Annotated in this window: 11 protein-coding genes; 5 read left to right on the top strand and 6 right to left on the bottom strand. The window is 61.1% G+C overall.

Going from position 1 to position 15,445, the window contains the following annotated elements; all coding sequences use genetic code 11:
* Positions 1–5 precede the first annotated feature (5 nt).
* Genes glgB through ACP7BX_RS30315 form a run of 3 tightly spaced genes read right to left on the bottom strand, consistent with a single transcriptional unit; the run spans position 6 to position 7,612 of the window.
* Positions 6–2,243, bottom strand: a complete 2,238-nt coding sequence (gene glgB / locus ACP7BX_RS30305) for a 1,4-alpha-glucan branching protein GlgB (RefSeq protein ID WP_426130299.1) — start codon at positions 2,241–2,243, stop codon at positions 6–8.
* The gene (gene treS / locus ACP7BX_RS30310) at positions 2,240–5,602 is read right to left on the bottom strand and encodes a maltose alpha-D-glucosyltransferase (RefSeq protein WP_426130297.1); all 3,363 of its coding nucleotides are present in this window, start codon (positions 5,600–5,602) and stop codon (positions 2,240–2,242) included. Before treS ends, glgB begins: the two co-directional genes overlap by 4 nt.
* A 30-nt stretch (positions 5,603–5,632) precedes the next feature.
* Positions 5,633–7,612 (bottom strand): alpha-1,4-glucan--maltose-1-phosphate maltosyltransferase, encoded by a 1,980-nt coding sequence (locus tag ACP7BX_RS30315; protein WP_426130295.1) that lies wholly within the window; start codon positions 7,610–7,612, stop codon positions 5,633–5,635.
* A 204-nt stretch (positions 7,613–7,816) separates the two neighbouring features.
* On the opposite strand from ACP7BX_RS30315, the gene ACP7BX_RS30320 reads away from it, so the two are divergent.
* Positions 7,817–7,993 (top strand): hypothetical protein, encoded by a 177-nt coding sequence (locus ACP7BX_RS30320; protein WP_177075939.1) that lies wholly within the window; start codon positions 7,817–7,819, stop codon positions 7,991–7,993.
* On the opposite strand, the gene ACP7BX_RS30325 is transcribed toward ACP7BX_RS30320, so the two are convergent.
* Positions 7,971–8,462, bottom strand: coding sequence for an MgtC/SapB family protein (locus tag ACP7BX_RS30325; RefSeq protein ID WP_012723945.1), 492 nt, complete (start codon positions 8,460–8,462; stop codon positions 7,971–7,973). The two genes, ACP7BX_RS30320 and ACP7BX_RS30325, sit on opposite strands and share 23 nt — an antisense overlap.
* A gap of 121 nt (positions 8,463–8,583) precedes the next feature.
* Between ACP7BX_RS30325 and ACP7BX_RS30330 the strand changes: the two genes are divergently transcribed.
* The 4 genes from ACP7BX_RS30330 to ACP7BX_RS30345 all read left to right on the top strand — a co-directional run bounded on the left by ACP7BX_RS30330 (position 8,584) and on the right by ACP7BX_RS30345 (position 12,407).
* Positions 8,584–8,823, top strand: a complete 240-nt coding sequence (locus ACP7BX_RS30330) for a DUF3203 family protein (protein ID WP_033901481.1) — start codon at positions 8,584–8,586, stop codon at positions 8,821–8,823.
* Positions 8,824–9,007: 184 nt separating this feature from the next.
* Positions 9,008–10,417, top strand: a complete 1,410-nt coding sequence (ccoG, locus tag ACP7BX_RS30335; protein ID WP_426130292.1) for a cytochrome c oxidase accessory protein CcoG — start codon at positions 9,008–9,010, stop codon at positions 10,415–10,417.
* A gap of 25 nt (positions 10,418–10,442) precedes the next feature.
* Positions 10,443–11,852, top strand: coding sequence for a GntR family transcriptional regulator MpaR (mapR, locus tag ACP7BX_RS30340; RefSeq protein WP_025855266.1), 1,410 nt, complete (start codon positions 10,443–10,445; stop codon positions 11,850–11,852).
* Positions 11,853–11,942: 90 nt separating this feature from the next.
* Positions 11,943–12,407 carry a hypothetical protein gene (locus tag ACP7BX_RS30345; protein ID WP_426160582.1) on the top strand — a complete coding sequence of 155 codons (465 nt, stop codon included), beginning with the start codon at positions 11,943–11,945 and terminating at the stop codon, positions 12,405–12,407.
* A gap of 11 nt (positions 12,408–12,418) precedes the next feature.
* Here the strand turns inward: ACP7BX_RS30345 and ACP7BX_RS30350 are convergent, their stop codons facing one another.
* Together ACP7BX_RS30350 and ACP7BX_RS30355 are read right to left on the bottom strand one after the other, a co-directional pair.
* Positions 12,419–13,165, bottom strand: a complete 747-nt coding sequence (locus tag ACP7BX_RS30350) for an SDR family oxidoreductase (protein ID WP_426130288.1) — start codon at positions 13,163–13,165, stop codon at positions 12,419–12,421.
* A gap of 54 nt (positions 13,166–13,219) precedes the next feature.
* Complete coding sequence (locus tag ACP7BX_RS30355) at positions 13,220–15,316, bottom strand: putative bifunctional diguanylate cyclase/phosphodiesterase (protein ID WP_426130286.1); 2,097 nt, start codon at positions 15,314–15,316, stop codon at positions 13,220–13,222.
* Positions 15,317–15,445 lie beyond the last annotated feature (129 nt).

The following is a 15,445-nucleotide window of genomic DNA, read 5'->3' on the forward strand; positions in this document are numbered from 1 at the left end:
AGCCTTTAAAACGGTTCCGGGCGCAGAATCAGCACGCCCAGCGGCGGCAGATTCAACGACAGCGACACCGCCTGCCCATGGTGCGGCTCATCCTGGGTAAATACCTCGCCTCCATTACCGTAATTGGAGCCTGCGTACATCTCGGCGTCACTGTTGATCACCTCGCTCCAGCGCCCGCTGAACGGCACGCCGACTTTATAGCCCTCGCGCGGCACCGGGGTGAAGTTGGCCACCACCAGCACCGGCTTGCCGTCCTTGCTCCAGCGCAGCCAGGCGTAGACGCTGTTGATCGCATCGTCGCCGATCAACCACTGGAAGCCTTGGGGCGCGTCATCCTGTTCGTGCAGGGCCGGTTCTTCGCGATACAAGCGATTGAGGTCGCCCACCAGCTTCTGCACGCCTTTGTGCTCAGCGTACTGCAGCAGGTACCAATCCAGTTGCTGGTCATGGTTCCACTCGCGCCATTGGCCGAATTCGCAGCCCATGAACAACAGTTTTTTGCCGGGGTGCATCCACATGAACGCCAGGTAAGCCCGCAGGTTGGCGAACTTCTGCCAACGGTCTCCGGGCATCTTGTCGATCAGAGAATGCTTGCCGTGCACCACTTCATCGTGGGAGATCGGCAGGATGAATCGCTCGGACCAGGCGTAGACCAGGCCAAAACTCAGCTCGTTGTGGTGATGGGCGCGATACACCGGGTCCTGCTGGATGTAATGCAGGGAATCGTGCATCCAGCCCATGTTCCATTTGTAGTTGAACCCCAGGCCGCCCTGTTGGGTCGGCTGGCTGACGCCGGGCCAGGCGGTGGATTCTTCGGCGATCACCAAGGCGCCAGGCGCCTCGATGGCGACCACATCGTTGAGGTGACGCAGGAAATCGATGGCTTCGAGGTTTTCCCGGCCGCCATGGCGATTCGGCACCCATTCGCCGGCCTTGCGTGAATAGTCGCGGTAGAGCATCGAGGCCACGGCATCCACGCGCAGACCGTCGATGTGGAAGTGTTTGAGCCAGTGCAAGGCCGAGGCCAGCATGAAGCCATGCACTTCGGTGCGGCCCAGGTTGTAGATCAGCGTGTCCCAATCCTGATGGAAACCTTCCAACGGGTTGGCGTACTCGTACAGCGCCGTGCCGTCGAATTGCGCCAGGCCGTGGGTGTCGGTGGGGAAATGCGCCGGCACCCAGTCGAGGATCACGCCGATATCCGCCTGGTGCAGCGCGTTGACGAAATAGGCAAAATCCTGCGGCGAACCGAAGCGTACCGTGGGTGCGAATTGTGACAAGGCCTGATAGCCCCACGAGCCGCCGAACGGGTGTTCCATGATCGGCATCAGTTCAATGTGGGTGAAACCCAGCTGCTGCACGTAAGGAATCAGACGCTCGGCCAGTTCGCGCCAATTGTACTGACGCGCCACTTCGCCCGCCTCGTCCAGCTCGGCCTGCCAGGAACCCACGTGCAGTTCATAGATCGACAGCGGCGCGGTGGTCTTCTGCTTCTCGACCCGCGACTGCATCCATTCGTGGTCCTGCCAGTCTACCTGCAAGGGTTCGGCAACCTTCGAAGCCGTGTCGGGCGGCAATTGAGTGGCCAGCGCCACGGGGTCGGCCTTGAGCGGCAGGATCCCATTGGCGCCGAGCACTTCGTACTTGTAGGCCGCACCCGGCTGCAGGCGTGGGATAAAGATCTCCCACACGCCGGAAGGATGGCGCAGGCGCATCGGATGCCGGCGCCCGTCCCAGATATTGAAATCGCCCACCACCGACACGCGTCGCGCATTCGGTGCCCATACGGCAAAGCGCACACCTTGCACGCCGTCGACGCTGGTCACCTGGGCGCCCAAGCAGCTGCCGAGGTCGCGGTGATTGCCTTCGGCGAACAGGTACAGGTCCATTTCACCCAGCAACAGTTGCTGGAAGCTGTAGGGGTCTTCGGTGATCTGCTCGCCCCCGGCCCACTGGATTTTCAGCAGGTACGCCTGGCGCGTCTGGAAGTGCCCGACAAACAGGCCCGGCACCTGGGTCGCGTCGAGGCTGCCGATCTGTTCTCCGCTGTCGCGCGCCAGCACCTGGACGCTCAAGGCTTCGGGCAGGAACGCACGGATAAACTGGCCGCCGTGTTCATCATCGTGTGGTCCGAGAATCGAGAACGGGTCGTGGTGTTCGGCGCGTACCAGCGCTTCGACGTCCTTGGACGCCGGCAATGCAGTCAATTTCGGTTGCAGCGGTTCTTTATGTGTAAAGCTCATGACGTCTCCCCACCGCGTGCAGTTTTAGATATGGGTGCTTCCTTGATAGAAGCAGTCCCGCTCAGTAAACCGTGCAACCCTTGCAAGGGCACCGGCAACCAAGTCGGACGGTTCTCTGCTTCGTAGGCCACTTCGTACGCGGCCTTCTCCAGGCTGAACAACGCCAGCGCAGCGTCCTGGCCTTTGGCATCCTGCCAGTCATGCGCCAGTGTAGACGTAGCTGACTGATAAGCCTGGATAAATGCCTGGCGTGCTTCTTTCAGATAACGATCGGTTACACGTTTACGGGATGCCGCCGCTTCGGGCGAGTGATCCACCCCTTGCACATTCAAGGCCATGGCCGCCGCGTAATCGAACGAGCGCAACACGCCGCTCACATCTTTATACGGGCTGTGCTTGCCCCGTCGTTCGTGCAAGGGCCGCGCCGGTTCGCCTTCAAAATCGATCAAGTAGGCATCGCCTTTCACCACCAGCACCTGGCCCAAATGCAAGTCACCATGCACCCGAATGCGCAACCCGCCCGCCGTGGCTTTTGCCAAGGCCTGTACATGACTGGCGATGGCTTTTTTCTGCGCCAGCAAATCACTGACCAGCGCTTGATCGGCCGGGTTCAATTGGCTTTGATGAAGTTTGAGCAACTGCAATGCGCGGTCCAGCTGCGCGCCGACGTCCTTGGCCCAGGCCTGGGTGTCCTTGGCGCTGGTAACCTCCGGCTTGAAGTCTTTGTTGGTGGTCTTGGCGCCGAGCACCAAGTGCATTTCGCCCAAGCGCTGGCCGAGCAGACCGGCAAAGTCCGCCAGCTCGCCAAGGGCGTTGTAATGCTGCTCCTGCTCGGAGATGGCTTCAGCCAGCTCGTCGCGGATCGCCCGTTCCAGGTTGTTCTGGGTCCAGCTCCAGGCGTCACCCTGATTGCTCAGATAGCCCTGGGCAATCATCAGCAGGTTGTCCTGCCCTTCGGCGTCGTGGCGCACCATCGAGCCCAGCAGTGGCGAGATGTTGGGGTAGCCGGCTTCAGTCAGGTAGGCGCTCATTTCCAGTTCCGGGTGCACGCCGGAAGCGACTTTGCGGATCAGTTTGAGCACCAGGCTTTCACCCACCACCACCGAGCTGTTGGACTGCTCGGCGGACAGGTAGCGCACCTCAGCCTCATCCGTCAGTTGCAGCTTGACCAAGTGCGGTGTGGCCGCAAAGCGCAGCTCGCCCTCGTTGGTGTTGAGCACGGTGCCCGCCTGCAAACCCTGGATGACGGCGCGGATAAAGTGTTCGAGGCTGAAGGCATCGGTCACCAAGCCTACCTGACGCACCCGTCTGACGCGGGCCAACGCCAGCTGTTGCGGCAAGGCACTGGTGAACTGGTCTTCACCGAGAAAACCCAACGGCAGCTGATACCGGCTGACCTGACCACCCGCTGTCACTTCAAGCTCGCTGAGCAACACCGGATGCTGGGGATCGCCAAAGCGTGCGCCGTAGGCAATGCGCACGCTGTCGATGGCAGTGTCCTTGCCGGCAAACCAGCGACGCTTGGGCAGCCAGGCTGGAAGCACCGTCTGCTCCAGGGAACCGCGGCACGGCTCGTCCAGCAATTCTTCCATGCGCTTTTTCAATACCAACGTGGTGAAGTCCGGCATGCTCTGGGCCGGTTCCACGTGCCAGCTCGGCATCTGATTTTCCGGCGCCAACACAAACCAATAAAAGCCATAAGGCGCCAGGGTCAGCAGGAAATTAAGCTGGCCGATGGGCGGGAAGGCATTACCGCCGAGCATCTCCACCGGCACCATGCCCGCAAACGCCGACAGGTCCAGCTCGGCCGCCTGGGCGCTGCGCGACACGTTGGCCACGCAGAGGATGATTTCGTTGCGCCCATCTTCGCCGGTGAATTCACGGGTATAAGCCAGGATGCGGCGGTTGCTCGGCGAGAGCATTTTCAAGCTGCCACGGCCGAACGCCTTGGATTGCTTACGCACCGCCAGCATGCGCCGGGTCCAGTTCAGCAGCGAATGCGGGTCTTGGGCCTGAGTCTCGACATTCACCGACTGGTAGCCGTATTGCGGGTCCATGATCGGCGGCAGTACCAGGCTGGCCGGGTCGGCGCGGGAAAAACCGCCGTTGCGGTCGATGGACCATTGCATCGGCGTACGCACGCCATCGCGGTCGCCGAGGTAGATGTTATCGCCCATGCCAATCTCATCGCCGTAGTACAGGGTCGGCGTGCCCGGCATCGACAGCAACAGGCTGTTGAGCAACTCCACACGACGACGATCACGCTCCATCAACGGCGCAAGACGGCGACGAATGCCCAGGTTGATCCGCGCGCGACGGTCAGCGGCGTAGTAGTTCCACAGGTAGTCGCGCTCCTTGTCGGTGACCATTTCCAGGGTCAGTTCATCGTGGTTGCGCAGGAAGATCGCCCATTGGCAGTTGGCCGGAATCTCCGGGGTCTGCCGTAGGATATCGGTGATCGGGAAGCGGTCTTCCTGGGCCAGGGCCATGTACATGCGCGGCATCAGCGGGAAGTGAAAGGCCATGTGGCACTCATCGCCGTCGTCGCCCTTTTTGTCACCAAAGTAGAGTTGGGTGTCTTCCGGCCACTGGTTGGCTTCGGCCAACAGCATGCGGTCCGGGTAATGCGCGTCGATCTCGGCGCGGATCTGCTTGAGCACGTCGTGGGTTTCAGGCAGGTTTTCGTTGTGGGTGCCGTCGCGCTCGATCAGGTATGGGATGGCGTCGAGGCGCAGGCCGTCGATGCCCATGTCCAGCCAGTAGCGCATCACCGACAACACGGCTTTCATCACCTGGGGGTTGTCGAAGTTGAGGTCGGGCTGGTGGGAATAGAAACGGTGCCAGAAGTATTGGCCGGCGACCGGGTCCCAGGTCCAGTTGGACTTCTCGGTATCGAGGAAGATGATGCGCGTGCCGTCGTATTTCTGGTCGTCATCCGACCATACGTAGAAGTCCCGCGCCGCCGAGCCGGGCTTGGCCTTGCGGGCGCGCTGGAACCACGGGTGCTGGTCGGAGGTGTGGTTGATCACCAACTCGGTGATCACCCGCAGCCCGCGCTTGTGCGCCTCGGCAATAAAGCGCTTGGCGTCGGCCAGGGTCCCGTAGTCGCTGTGCACACCACGGTATTCGGCAATGTCATAGCCGTCGTCGCGACGTGGCGAGGGGTAGAACGGCAATAGCCAGATGGTGTTCACGCCCAGGTCCGCGATGTAGTCGAGCTTGGCGATCAGGCCGGGAAAATCACCGATACCGTCGTTGTTGGAGTCGAAATAGGATTTGACGTGAACCTGGTAGATCACCGCGTCCTTGTACCAGAGCGGGTCCTTGATGAAGGTGGCAGCGTTGGGTTTCTTCGCCATTGGAAACTCCTGGAAAATGCATCGCAAGGTTCAAGACGATGGGGTGATGCGCCAGATGCCAAACGGCATCTGCGGCTCCAGCCGTGTCCACTGGGTCTTGCCGTACCAGGTCCAGCGGTGGCCGTTCATCAGGTCTTCACCTTGGGTCTGGGCATCGTCCGGCAGTCCCAATTCCCACAGTGGCAACTCAAAGTTGGCTTCCTGGGCGTTATAAGGATCCAGGTTCACCGCCACAAGAATGAAGTTGCTGCCATCCTCGCTGCGCTTGCCGAAATACAGGATGTTGTCGTTCCAGGCGTTGTACAGCTTGAGCCCTAGATGTGTTTGCAGTGCCGGGTTCTGCCGGCGGATGCGGTTGAGCTGGGCGATCTCGGCAATGATGTTGCCGGGGGCGGTGAAGTCCCGTGGGCGGATCTCGTATTTCTCCGAGTCCAGGTATTCCTCTTTGCCCGGCACCGGCGCCGACTCGCAGAGTTCGAAGCCGGAATACATGCCCCACAGGCCCGAGCCCATGGTGGCCAGCGCGGCACGGATCAAGAAGCCAGGGCGGCCGGAGTCGTGCAGGAAGGCCGGGTTGATGTCCGGTGTATTGACGAAGAAATTCGGCCGGTAGCATTCGCGCCACGGCGACTCGTTCAGCTGGGTCAGGTATTCGCTCAACTCAGCCTTGGTATTGCGCCAGGTGAAATAGGTGTAGCTCTGGGAATAGCCGACCTTGCCCAGGCGCGCCATCATTGCCGGTGTGGTGAAGGCCTCAGCCAGGAAGATCACGTCCGGGTACTTGGACCGCACGTCGCTGATCAGCCATTGCCAGAACGGCAGCGGCTTGGTGTGGGGGTTGTCGACGCGAAAGGTCTTCACGCCCTCTTCCACCCAACCCACGACGATGTCGCGCAACTCGGTCCACAGGCTGGGGATGGCGTCCGCCGCATAGAAGTCCACGTTGACGATGTCCTGGTACTTCTTCGGCGGGTTCTCCGCGTATTTGATCGTGCCGTCCGGGCGCCAGTTGAACCAGCCCGGATGCTCCTTGAGCCATGGATGGTCCTGGGAACATTGGATGGCGAAGTCCAGGGCGATTTCCAGGCCATGCTCGGCAGCCGCCTGGACCAGGCGGCGGAAATCATCGCGGCTGCCCAGTTGCGGGTGGATGGCCTCATGGCCGCCGTCTTCGCTGCCGATGGCATAGGGGCTGCCCGGATCATCGGGGCCGGCGCTCAGGGAGTTGTTCTTGCCTTTGCGGTGGCTGCGGCCGATGGGATGGATCGGCGGGAAGTACAGCACGTCAAAACCCATGTCATGGATCATCGACAGGCGTGAATGCACGTCATTAAAGGTGCCGTGACGCGCCGGATCGTCAGTGATCGAGCGCGGGAACAGCTCATACCAACTGGCAAACAGCGCCGCCTCGCGCTCCACATCAATCGGGTAGACGGTGCTGATGCTCAGGTAGGCGCGGTGATCGGCCTGGGTCATCAGGTGTGCACTGTCTTCGTGCAAAAACAGCGCAACCTGCTCGGTTTCCAGCAGGCCGGAGAGTTCGTGGTGCAACAGCATCAGGCGGTCACGCAGCTCATTGTCACTGCGTTCGGCGGCCTGCAGCACCAGGCTGCGGCCTTCCTGCAGTTCCAGGCTGACCGGCACACCCGCCTCATGCTTCTTGCGCAGCTCATAGCAAAAGCTGGCGAAGGTATCGATCCAGGCTTCGATGCAGTATTCGTGAGGGCCTTGCTGGGCCACGCTAAACGCGCCTTCCCAGCCGTTGTTGCCCACGTCGGTCATGACCACGCTGTGCCAGCTTTCGTCTTGCAGCGGGCGCCAGCGGATCAGCACGGCGAGCTTGTCATGGCCGTCGGCAAACACTTTGCTGGTGACATTGACCCGTTGGCCGACCACGGCCTTGACGGCAAATTCGCCGCCATCAATCACGGGGGTGGTGCTTTCGATTGCGATCCTGGGCAGCAACAGTGCCTGGGACAGTGGTAACAAGGAGTCTGTTTCAGCAGTCATCGAGCATCTTCCCCTTACGCCCTGTGGACGCTCTTTGCTTGATCCGAATTCTGAGGCGACCGGGCTCTCCCTGAGCGAGGCCGTAATAGGTCCGAGCCTGGGCCCCCGTTAAAAGTTCAGCTGGATGTGCCGCCATCGGGCGGGGAATCAATTCGCCTCGGCGGCTGTCCACCGATAGAGCAAAGCACAAAGGAGGCCACACCGATGAATATCCCGATCCCGGCGGAAACGCCGGACCCGAATATCGACAAACCCACCCTGCCGCCGACCGAACCGGAACCGATTCCGGAAAAAGAACCACCTGAAAACGAGCCGCCACCGGTGGAAGAACCGCCGACGACCATGCCGCCCGTGATCGTCAGTCCTTCTCAAAACGCTTGACGATCTTTGGCATCACGCTGAACACCGCCAGCGCCAGCAAGGTACTCAGCACCGCTGTCGATTCCCGGCCCAACCCGGCCGAGACCCCAATCGCAGCGGTCATCCACAAGCCGGCGGCGGTGGTCAGGCCTTTGACGTGACCCTCTTCATCATCCTTGCCCTTGATAATCGTACCGGCGCCCAAGAAGCCGATCCCGGCAATCACGCCCTGCACCACCCGGCTCATGGCGTCCGCCTGATTACCGGACATTTGCGGCACCATCACAAACAAGGCAGCGCCCAGCGCCACCAGCATATGGGTGCGCACCCCGGCGGCCTTGCCCTTACTCTCTCGCTCAAAGCCGAGAATGCCGCCCAGGATCGCGGCGATCAGCAGGCGCACGGTGATCTGGGTGAGCTGCTTGGCGTCGCCAATGTCGGCGAATTCAGCTTGCAGGGTTTGCCACACTTCATGCCACCACGCGTCCATGGATGCTGTCCTTTGTCATTATTGGTAATGGATGGACAGCAGCGACCGCCAGTCAGTTGCCTGGAACCCCCACACATCGCTGGGCCCTAACCTTACATCGCCCACAGATAAGGAGAACCGCATGCCCATTCGTATCGAAAACCAACTGTGCTACTTCATGCTCGATGACAACGGACAGGAACAGAGCGTGCCAGCGACCCGGGTCAATATTGTTACCGACCTCGACAAGTCGATGTCCTACGTGGAGTTGGCCGCCGAGCGGATCTATATCACCGAGGCCGAGGCCGACGCCCTGACGGTGGCCGGTGCCCACGATGGGCGCCAGCATGTGAAGGCCGAAGAACCTGGTTCGCTGATTTAATTGATCTGTGTCAGCGTCCTTGAAATAACGCTGCACCCCTGGCGCCATGGGGTGCAGCACATTGTCGCAGCGGGCATTCACCGGCCCATCTGATCCGCTTTTTATCGCCATACCTGAGTCTGTTATGCAAACAGCGCCACGCGCATAGTTCATCCGCCTGATGGAGGCTGATGAGCGAACGACCATGAGCGAACACATCCCAACCGTGGAAATTTTTGAGCCCACACACCCAAAGAAGGTGAAGGCCAAATCCAGCGACAACTTGATTCATACCCGCAGTTTCACCGGCCTGTTCCGTACCTTGCGCGTGAGCGGTGCAGCCTTCCTGTTCCTGGCGTTTTTCGGCACGGTGTGGCTGAACTGGGATGATCGGCAGGCCGTGCTGTGGGACCTGGCTGAAAGCAAATTCCATATCTTTGGCGCGACCTTCTGGCCGCAGGATTTCATCCTGTTGTCGGCGCTGTTGATCATCTGCGCCTTCGGCCTGTTTGCGATCACGGTGTTTGCCGGCCGCGTGTGGTGCGGCTACACCTGTCCGCAAAGCTCGTATACCTGGCTGTTCATGTGGTGTGAAAAAGTCACCGAAGGCGAGCGCAACCAGCGTATCAAGCTGCAAGCGGCGCCCTGGAGCCTGAACAAACTGGCGCGACGCTCGGCCAAGCACACCTTGTGGCTGGGCATCAGTGTGCTGACAGGACTGACCTTTGTCGGCTATTTCACGCCGATCCGCCCCTTGGCGGCTGAACTGCTGACCTGGCAGATGGGCGGCGTCAGTTTGTTCTGGGTGCTGTTTTTTACCGGCGCCACCTACATCAACGCCGGCTGGCTGCGCGAAGCGGTGTGCATGCACATGTGCCCGTATGCGCGGTTCCAGAGCGTGATGTTCGACAAGGACACCCTGACCATTTCCTACGACGTGGCCCGCGGCGAAAACCGTGGCCCGCGCAAACGTGACGTCAAACCCGCCGACGTCGGCCTGGGCGACTGCATCGACTGCCAGCTGTGCGTGCAGGTCTGCCCCACCGGGATCGACATCCGCAACGGCCTGCAAATGGAGTGCATCGGCTGCGCAGCGTGCATCGACGCCTGCGATTCGATCATGGACAAAATGGGCTATCCGCGTGGCCTGGTGAGCTACACCAGCGAACATCAACTGCAAGGCGGCAAGACGCACCTGCTAAGGCCGCGCCTGATCGGCTACAGTGCCGTGCTGCTGGTGATGATTGCTGCGCTGGTAGTGGCGCTGGTGGAACGGCCGATGGTGTCGCTGGATGTGACCAAGGATCGTGGCATGTTCCGTGAAAACGCCCAGGGTCTGATCGAAAACATCTACAGCCTCAAGGTGATCAACAAGACCCAGCAACGCCAGGACTATCGCCTGGAACTGGTGGACGCCGACGGCTTCCAGTTGCAAGGCAAGACCGAGATCAGCCTTGCGCCGGGGGAAATCAGCGATGTGCCGGTGTCGGTGGCATTGCTGGCGGATAAACCGGCGAGCAGTTCGCAGACCTTGCGTTTCAAAGTCTCGGACGTGGATGAGCCGGGGATCTACAGCATTGCCGACAGCCGCTTTGTGGCGCCGTTGAATCGATAAAAACACTCACACTGACTGAGCCCCCATGAAACGCTACGAAAAATTCGCCGACGACATTGCAGAACTGATCCGCTCCGGCGTCCTCGGCCCCGGCCAGCGGGTGCCCTCGGTGCGCTATGCCAGCCAGACCTACGGCGTCAGCCCGTCCACGGTATTCCAGGCCTACTACCTGCTGGAGCGCCGTGGCCTGATCCGCGCGCGGCCGCGTTCGGGTTACTTCGTCAACACCCATGCGCCCAGTCCGTTTTCCGAGCCGGTGGTGAGCGAGCAGGTGCACGAGTCCACCGAAGTGGACGTGAGCGAACTGGTGTTCTCGGTACTCGACTCGATCAAAGACCCGAACACCGTACCGTTCGGCTCGGCGTTCCCCAGCCCCATGCTGTTCCCGCTGCCACGCCTGGCCCGCTCCCTGGCCAGCGCCAGCCGCGAAATGGACCCGCGCCTGGTGGTCACCGACATGTCGCCGGGCAACCCGCAACTGCGCCGGCAGATCGCCCTGCGCTACATGGTCGGCGGCCTGATGCTGCCCATGGAAGAACTGCTGATCACCAACGGCGCCTTGGAGGCCTTGAACCTGTGCCTGCAAGCCGTCACCGAACCGGGTGACCTGGTGGCCATCGAAGCCCCGGCGTTCTACGCCTGCCTGCAAGTGCTGGAGCGCTTGAAACTCAAGGCCGTGGAAATCCCCGTGCACCCACGCGACGGCATCGACCTCAACGCCCTCGCGCAAACCCTGGAGCGCTACCCGATCAAGGCCTGCTGGACCATGACCAGCTTCCAGAACCCCATGGGCGCGACCCTGCCGGAAGCCAAGAAACAGGCGCTGGTGGAGCTGTTGCGCGGCCATCAGGTGCCGCTGATCGAAGACGATGTGTACGCCGAACTGTATTACGGCCAACAGGCACCGAAACCCGCCAAGGCGTTCGATACCGAAGGCCTGGTGATGCATTGCGGCTCCTTCGCCAAAAGCCTGGCCCCCGGCTATCGCGTGGGTTGGGTGGCGGCCGGACGTTTTGCGCAGAAGGTTGAACGCCTGAAGCTGATGACCTCGCTCTGCCCGTCAATGCCGGCCCAGGCGGCGATTGCCGATTACTTGCAGCACGGCGGCTATGACCGGCACCTGCGCAAATTGCGCTATGCCCTGGAAGAGCAGCAAAGCGCCATGCTGGCCGCTATCGCCCGCTATTTCCCGGCACAGACGCGGGTCAGCCAACCGGCCGGTGGGTATTTCCTGTGGCTGGAACTGCCGGAGCAGACGGATTCGTTGAAGTTGTTCCAGATGGCGTTAGCGCAAGGCATCAGCATCGCGCCGGGGCCGATCTTCTCGGCCACCCAGCGCTTTCGGAACTGCATTCGCTTGAACTACGGCAGCCCGTGGACCGAGGCATCGGAAAAGGCCATGGAAACATTGGGGCGCATTGTTCGGTCGTTTTGAGCCGGAACCCCACTCCACCAGGCACCACACAAGAAAGCGCATGCACCACGCCTGGACATGCGCCTTGCCGAATTCCGCCTGGAGGTTCTCATGCACATGCCCGCCGTCTCTATTCCTACACAGCTACCTGTTCCACCCCACTACATGCGTGTGGCCGAACAGCAACAGGTGCGCGAGATGACACGCCCCATGGGCCGTCCCGCTGGCGATCATCGATCGGCAGACAGGATCATCGAGCAAAGCCCTGTTCTGCAGCACTTCCTCGATAACCGCGATCATGACCACTTACTGGATGAGCTGAAGATGCAGGTCGGTGACTGGACCACCGCCAACCCGGAACCGGATGCCAGGGCCAATGCGGCCTACGACCTGAACAAGGTGTTACGTTTTCTGGACAACCTGGACGACCGCCACTTGAATGCCAGCCATAGCCGTAACGGACAGGTCGACGGGGTCGCCAGTGATGGGTACAGCATCCTCGATAATTCGGAAGCCAGCCTGCTCCATGCATTTTCCCGCAAAGGGTACGACGTGCTGCGCCATCTACGGACCTGAAAAGCGAGTGCTTAACGCCCACCGCCCAGATCGAGGAACGTCCCGGTCGCGTACGACGCCTTATCCGACAGCAGCCAGACAATCGCCTCTGCCACCTCATCCGGGCGCCCGCCACGGGCCATGGGAATACCGGATTCGAGCTTACTGACGCGATCCGGATCGCCACTCAAGGCATGGAAGTCAGTGAAAATATAGCCAGGGCGCACCGCATTGACGCGAATGCCTTCACCCGCCACCTCCTTCGACAACCCAATGGTGAAGGTGTCGAGTGCGCCTTTGGACGCGGCATAGTCGACATACTCACCCGGCGACCCCAGGCGCGCGGCCACTGACGACACATTGACGATACTGCCGCCCTGCCCGCCATGCTTGGGCGACATGCGCAGCACCGCATGCTTGGCACACAGGATCGGGCCGAGCACGTTGGTCTTGATGATTTTCAGGATGCGGAATTCGGACATCTCGTCAACGCGGGATTTGTGCCCCACCGTGCCCGCATTGTTGACCAGTGCGGTGACACGACCCAGTTCGGCGTCCACCCGGTGGAACAGCGCGATCACTTCGTCCTCGATACTCACATCCGCCCGCACGGCAATGGCCTGGGCGCCCAGTGCACGCACCTGTTCGAGCACACGGTGGGCCGCCTCTTCGTCGGACTGGTAGTTGATGCAGATGCGATAGCCCTGGCGAGCAGCCAGCAAGGCCGTCTCGGCGCCAATCCCACGACTGCCCCCGGTGATGATGACGACTTTGTCCATGCGTGCGGTCTCCTGATTCAACCTGATGTTTAGGGTTGGATCCAAGAATACCTGTCACGCACGGCTTTTGTCAGGCGCAACGGCCTCTTCGGCGCGTTGGATATCCGCCATGAAGCCCTCCGCCGGCAACGGGTGGCCCAGCAGGTAACCCTGGAGGGAATTGCACCCAAGCCGTGTCAGGAAATTCTGCTGCACATCCGTCTCGACACCTTCGGCAACGATCCGTAATCCCAAGGCCTGGCCAAGGGCGACGATGGCCGAGACGATGGCTGCGTCGTCGCTGTCGTGTTCCAGATCGCGCACAAAGCCCCGGTCGATCTTCAGCTCGTTGGCCGGCAGGCGCTTGAGGTACATCAGGCTGGAGTAGCCGGTGCCGAAGTCGTCGATGGACAAGTCGACGCCCATGTCCGACAGCTGCTGCAACACCGTCATGCTCGCGTCGGCGTCGCTCATGGCCGTGGTTTCGGTGATTTCCAGGGTCAGGCTGTTGGCCGGCAATTGGTGCCGCTCCAGCGCCGCCGCCACACTCTTGACCAGCCCGGCGTGGCAGAACTGCAAGGCCGACAGGTTCACGGCAATGCGCCAGTCTTCATAACCCTGAACGTACCACAGGCTCATCTGGCGGCAGGCTTCGTTGAGTACCCATTCGCCGATGGGAATGATCAACCCGGTTTTTTCCGCCAGTTCGATAAACGTCGCCGGCAGCAACAGCCCCTGTTGGGGGTGCTCCCAGCGCAGCAGGGCTTCGGCCCCGACCGGAATACCGCTGACCGCGTCGAACTTGGGTTGGTAGTAGAGCCGGAATTGCTCCTGCTCCACCGCATTGCGCAAGTCTTGCAGCAGCTGCAATTGCTTGCGCGCATTGGTGTTCATCGACACATCGAAGAAGCTGTAGCCGTTCTTGCCCATGCCCTTGGCGTGGTACATCGCGGCGTCGGCGTTCATCAACAGTTCCTGAGGGTTGTTGCCATTCCCCGGGAACATTGCAATGCCGACACTGGCGGAGATCTTCAGCTCATGCTCGGCCACCTGGAAGGCGCGGTTGATCAGGATCACCTGGCGTTCGGCAAGGCCCAGGGCATCGTCCGGCTGGGTCAGTTGCACCAGCAACACAAACTCGTCGCCGCCGATGCGCGCCAAGGTGTCCTGGCTGCGCAAGTCTTCGCGCAGGCGCAGGCCGACTTCGCGCAGCAATTGGTCACCCATATGGTGACCAAACGCATCGTTGACGGGCTTGAAGCCATCGAGGTCGATAAACATCAGCGCGAAACAGCCGCCCTGCTCTTTTACGGCCTGCATGGCTTGCTGAATGCGGTCCGCAAGCAACGTACGGTTGGGCAGGCCGGTGAGCATGTCATGCAGGGCCAGATGGGTCAGTTCCTGGTTGGCTTGGGTGAGGGAGTCGGCCAGCACCGCCGTACGTGCTTCCAGGCGTGCGTCGAGCAACGAGGTGAGCAAGGCGATAGCAAGTACCGCCAGGGTCGTGACCAATACCAGGTTATCCAGGCCCTTGCCGCTCAAGCCGTTCAGTGCGGCGCCGCAGAAACTCTCATCGGCAAAACGTGCTGCGGCCATGCCGGTGTAATGCATGCCGACGATGGCAAAGCCCATCACCACCGCCGCGCCACCCCGTAAAAGGCGTACGTACGGTGTGTTACGGCGCAGATTGTGGGCGATCCACAGCGCAGCGCCAGACGCGACCACCGCGATCAGCAGCGACGCGCCAAACAAGGTGGGGTCATAGTCGATGCCTGGGGTCATACGCATGGCGGCCATGCCGGTGTAATGCATGCACGCGATGCCAGTGCCCATGACCAGCGCGCCAAACCCCAGTTGCCAGGCGGGCAAACGCGGCTGGCTGATCAGCCACAAGGCAAAGCCGCTGGACAACACCGCGATCAATAACGAAAACGCCGTGATGCCCAGATCGAAGCCCAGGGCAAACGGCAAGCGCAGCGCCAGCATGCCGATGAAGTGCATCGACCACACCCCCACGCCCATCGCCATGGCGCCGCCGGCGATCCATAAATAAACGGCGCGGCCTTTGGCGGTAGCGATGCGACCGGACAGATCCAGTGCAGTGTAGGAAGCCAGGATCGCGACAAACAGCGAGATCACGACCAGCGAGGGTGAATAACTACCGATGAGCATGGGACTTCTCGTGCGCAGCGGGCCTGAGAAGCCCGTGCCAGGTGGCAAAGCGGGCGATTGTAGCGAGAATAATTCTTGAGCAGTTGATTAATTATCAGAGGGCCATTAGTGGCATTTTGACGTCAATCA

Origin of the sequence: Pseudomonas sp. DWP3-1-3b3 (assembly GCF_049896305.1) — a bacterium.
Lineage (GTDB): Bacteria > Pseudomonadota > Gammaproteobacteria > Pseudomonadales > Pseudomonadaceae > Aquipseudomonas > Aquipseudomonas azotoformans_A.

Bases quoted from the DNA above. Each gene is read 5' to 3' on its own strand.
- ACP7BX_RS30345 (WP_426160582.1), top strand. From the start codon at position 11,943: ATGCACATGCCCGCCGTCTCTATTCCTACACAGCTACCTGTTCCACCC.
- glgB (WP_426130299.1), bottom strand. From the start codon at position 2,243: ATGAGCTTTACACATAAAGAACCGCTGCAACCGAAATTGACTGCATTG.
- ACP7BX_RS30320 (WP_177075939.1), top strand. From the start codon at position 7,817: ATGAATATCCCGATCCCGGCGGAAACGCCGGACCCGAATATCGACAAA.
- ACP7BX_RS30350 (WP_426130288.1), bottom strand. From the start codon at position 13,165: ATGGACAAAGTCGTCATCATCACCGGGGGCAGTCGTGGGATTGGCGCC.
- ccoG (WP_426130292.1), top strand. From the start codon at position 9,008: ATGAGCGAACACATCCCAACCGTGGAAATTTTTGAGCCCACACACCCA.
- ACP7BX_RS30325 (WP_012723945.1), bottom strand. From the start codon at position 8,462: ATGGACGCGTGGTGGCATGAAGTGTGGCAAACCCTGCAAGCTGAATTC.
- treS (WP_426130297.1), bottom strand. From the start codon at position 5,602: ATGGCGAAGAAACCCAACGCTGCCACCTTCATCAAGGACCCGCTCTGG.
- ACP7BX_RS30355 (WP_426130286.1), bottom strand. From the start codon at position 15,316: ATGCTCATCGGTAGTTATTCACCCTCGCTGGTCGTGATCTCGCTGTTT.
- ACP7BX_RS30315 (WP_426130295.1), bottom strand. From the start codon at position 7,612: ATGACTGCTGAAACAGACTCCTTGTTACCACTGTCCCAGGCACTGTTG.
- ACP7BX_RS30330 (WP_033901481.1), top strand. From the start codon at position 8,584: ATGCCCATTCGTATCGAAAACCAACTGTGCTACTTCATGCTCGATGAC.
- mapR (WP_025855266.1), top strand. From the start codon at position 10,443: ATGAAACGCTACGAAAAATTCGCCGACGACATTGCAGAACTGATCCGC.